This window comes from Methylopila musalis (genome assembly GCF_042679725.1).
GTDB classification, from domain to species: Bacteria; Pseudomonadota; Alphaproteobacteria; order Rhizobiales; family Methylopilaceae; genus Methylopila; species Methylopila musalis.
The window spans coordinates 1-2,516 of the sequence record NZ_JBHTMX010000286.1 but is presented as its reverse complement, the minus strand read 5'-3'; the positions used below and the strand labels follow the sequence as shown (position 1 = coordinate 2,516).

Sequence of the window (2,516 nt, the reverse complement as noted above, 5' to 3'; positions counted from 1 at the left end):
AGGCGCCGTTGGCGCGGGCGTCGCGATCGATCACCACGACGCGGCGGCCGCCGCGGGCGGCGGCGAGCGCGTGGGCGAGGCCGAGAAGGCCGCCGCCGACGACGGCGAGATCGAAGGGTTCGGGCATGGGACACGGGACCTGTTGACGGCGCGGACGCTGGCGCCAACGGCGCCGTCCCGTCAACAGGCGCGACGCGCGGGCAGCGTCAGGCGGCGTCGCCGTCCGCGATCCAGCGCTCGCGCTTGCGGTAGATGGTGGAGGGGCTGATCTCCAGCGCCGCCGCCGCGCGCGCCAGATTGCCGCCGAAGGCCGCGATCGCGCTCTCGATGATGCGGCGCTCCTGCACGTGGAACGGCTCGATCGCGGCCTCCGTCGCGGCGAAGGGGGCGGAAGCGCCGCGCGGCGCCGCCAGCTCCGGCGGCAGCATGTCGAGCGTCACCGTCTCGCCGTCGTCCAGCACCACGGAGCGACGCACCACGTTTTGCAGCTCGCGCACGTTGCCCGGCCAGCCATAGGCGCGGAACCGCTCCAGCACATCCGGGGCGAAGCGGGCGAAGGCGCGGCCCTCCTCGGCGGCGAAGCGGGCGAGGAAGCTCTCGGCCAGCCGGATCACGTCCTCGCCGCGCTCCCGCAGCGGCGGCAGGCGGATGGGCAGCACGTGCAGGCGGTAGAACAGGTCCTGCCGGAAGCGGCCGGCGGCGACTTCGGCGAAGGGATCGCGATGGGTGGCGCAGACGATGCGGATGTCGGCGCGCCGCGCGCGGGTGTCGCCCACGCGGCGGAACTCGCCGGTCTGAAGGAAACGAAGGAGCTTCGCCTGAAGCGCCAGCTCCATCTCGCCGATCTCGTCGAGGAACAGCGTGCCGCCGGCGGCGGCCTCCGCCGCGCCGGCGCGGTCTTCGGTGGCGCCGGTGAAGGCGCCGCGCACATGGCCGAAGATCTCGCTTTCCATCAGCTCGCGCGGGATGGCGCCGCAGTTCAGCGCCACGAACGGCCCCCGCGCCCGGGGCGAGCGGGCGTGCAGCGCCTCGGCGCACAGCTCCTTGCCGGCGCCGCTCTCGCCGGTGACGAACACCGGCGCCTTCGATGGCGCGATGCGCGCGATCTGGTCGTAGACCGCTTTCATGGCCTCCGAGCCGCCCACGAAGCCGCCGAAGCCGGACGGGGACGTGTCGGCGTCCGCGACGGGGCGGGGGAGGGCGTCGCGGGCGGCGGGACGTTCGGCGAAGCGGGGCGCGAGCCGGCGGGCGAAGGTTTCGGGCGTGAAGGGCTTCAGCACGAAGTCCACCGCGCCGCGGCGCATGGCTTCGACCGCGAGCCCGACCGAGCCCGCGCCGCTGGTGGCGACGACGGTGACGCCGGCCGCCACGAAACGCTCCACCAGCGCGAGCGCGCGGGGGTGGGGCACATCGATCACGACGACGTCGGCCCGGCGGTCGACGCCTGCGGCGGAGGGCGCGAGCGCGGCCACCACCTCGCCGCCGGCGGTCGCGACCGCCACGGTCGCGACGCGGAGCGAGGCGGGGTCATCGTCGACGAGGAGCACGGTCGCGCGCGTTTCCGGCGCGGCGTCTGTGCCGAACGTCTGCGAATGCGCCATCAACCCCGTCTCTCCCAACCGTCGCCGCGTCGCCGCGGCTCTGGAAGGAGAAAGTGGCCGAACAGGGTAAACGAATGATGAGCGAAGGCCTTGCGCCGGGGGCTTAAGCCCGGGTCTTCAGCCGGTGACGGCGGGCTGGGCCTCGTAGCCCGCGCCGCGGATGGCGTCCGCCGCCTCGTCGAGCGTCAGCTTGCCGTCCACCGCCACCCGGCCGACGACGCGGTTCACCACGACCACGGCGTTCGGGTCTTTCGCCGCGATCGCCTTCTGCACGGATTTGACGCAGCCGTCGCAGGTCATGCCGGTCACGTCGAGAACGATGGTCGCCATTTTGGCCTCCCTGTGAGGTCGGGTGAGTCCGAAAAGACTCTCCAACGTCTTTTTAAGCTGTTTGCGGGCCCGGGCCGATAACAGCGCTTGGCCGCGGAGTCGCGAATCAGTGATGATTCATCGCACGGCTCCCACGGAATTTCGAAAAAATGCTTAAGCCCGCTGGTCTTTTCATTGCTGCGGCGATGGCGGTCACGGCCGCCTGCGTCGGCGTCATAGCCGCCTTCGGGCTGGGCCTCGGGGGCGCCGAAAGCACGCTCGCGGCCGTGGCGACGCTCGCCCTCATGACGGTCGCGCACGTCACCCTGCTCCGCCCGCCCGGGGTGGAGGAGGAGCGGATCGACGATCTGGACGGTCTCGCGACCCATCTCCAGAGCCGGGTCGAGACGCTGGACGTGCGCCTGTCCACGCTCGACGCCGCGGTGCTGGAGCGCAGCCGCGCCGCCGCCCGCCCGCTGGTGGACGAGATTTCGGCGCTCGGCCAGCTGGTGACCTCGCTCGCCCGGGAACTCGCGAGCCACGAGGCCGCGCTCGCCGCGCTGCAGGACCGGGTGGACGCGACCCCCGTGGCCGCGGCGCCGGTCG

General features: G+C 72.9%; 4 protein-coding genes. 1 reads left to right on the top strand and 3 read right to left on the bottom strand.

Annotated features, from left to right (window positions below; genetic code table 11):
- From ACFQ4O_RS16740 to ACFQ4O_RS16730, 3 genes are all read right to left on the bottom strand, one after another.
- Nucleotides 1-127: FAD-dependent oxidoreductase (locus ACFQ4O_RS16740; RefSeq protein WP_378777391.1), on the bottom strand; the 127-nt coding region annotated here is incomplete at its 3' end.
- A gap of 79 nt (nucleotides 128-206) precedes the next feature.
- Nucleotides 207-1,547: a sigma-54-dependent transcriptional regulator gene (locus tag ACFQ4O_RS16735; RefSeq protein ID WP_378777389.1), complete on the bottom strand. Its 1,341-nt coding sequence runs from the start codon at nucleotides 1,545-1,547 to the stop codon at nucleotides 207-209.
- Between the two features lie 171 nt (nucleotides 1,548-1,718).
- Nucleotides 1,719-1,931, bottom strand: a complete 213-nt coding sequence (locus tag ACFQ4O_RS16730) for a heavy-metal-associated domain-containing protein (protein WP_378777387.1) — start codon at nucleotides 1,929-1,931, stop codon at nucleotides 1,719-1,721.
- 185 nt (nucleotides 1,932-2,116) lie between these two features.
- Here ACFQ4O_RS16730 and ACFQ4O_RS16725 point away from each other — a divergent pair.
- Nucleotides 2,117-2,516, top strand: a 400-nt coding sequence (locus tag ACFQ4O_RS16725; protein ID WP_378777385.1) for a hypothetical protein, incomplete at its 3' end; no start/stop codon positions are given.

Excerpts from the sequence above, each read along its gene's own strand:
- ACFQ4O_RS16730 (WP_378777387.1), bottom strand. The coding sequence starts at position 1,931 with ATGGCGACCATCGTTCTCGACGTGACCGGCATGACCTGCGACGGCTGC.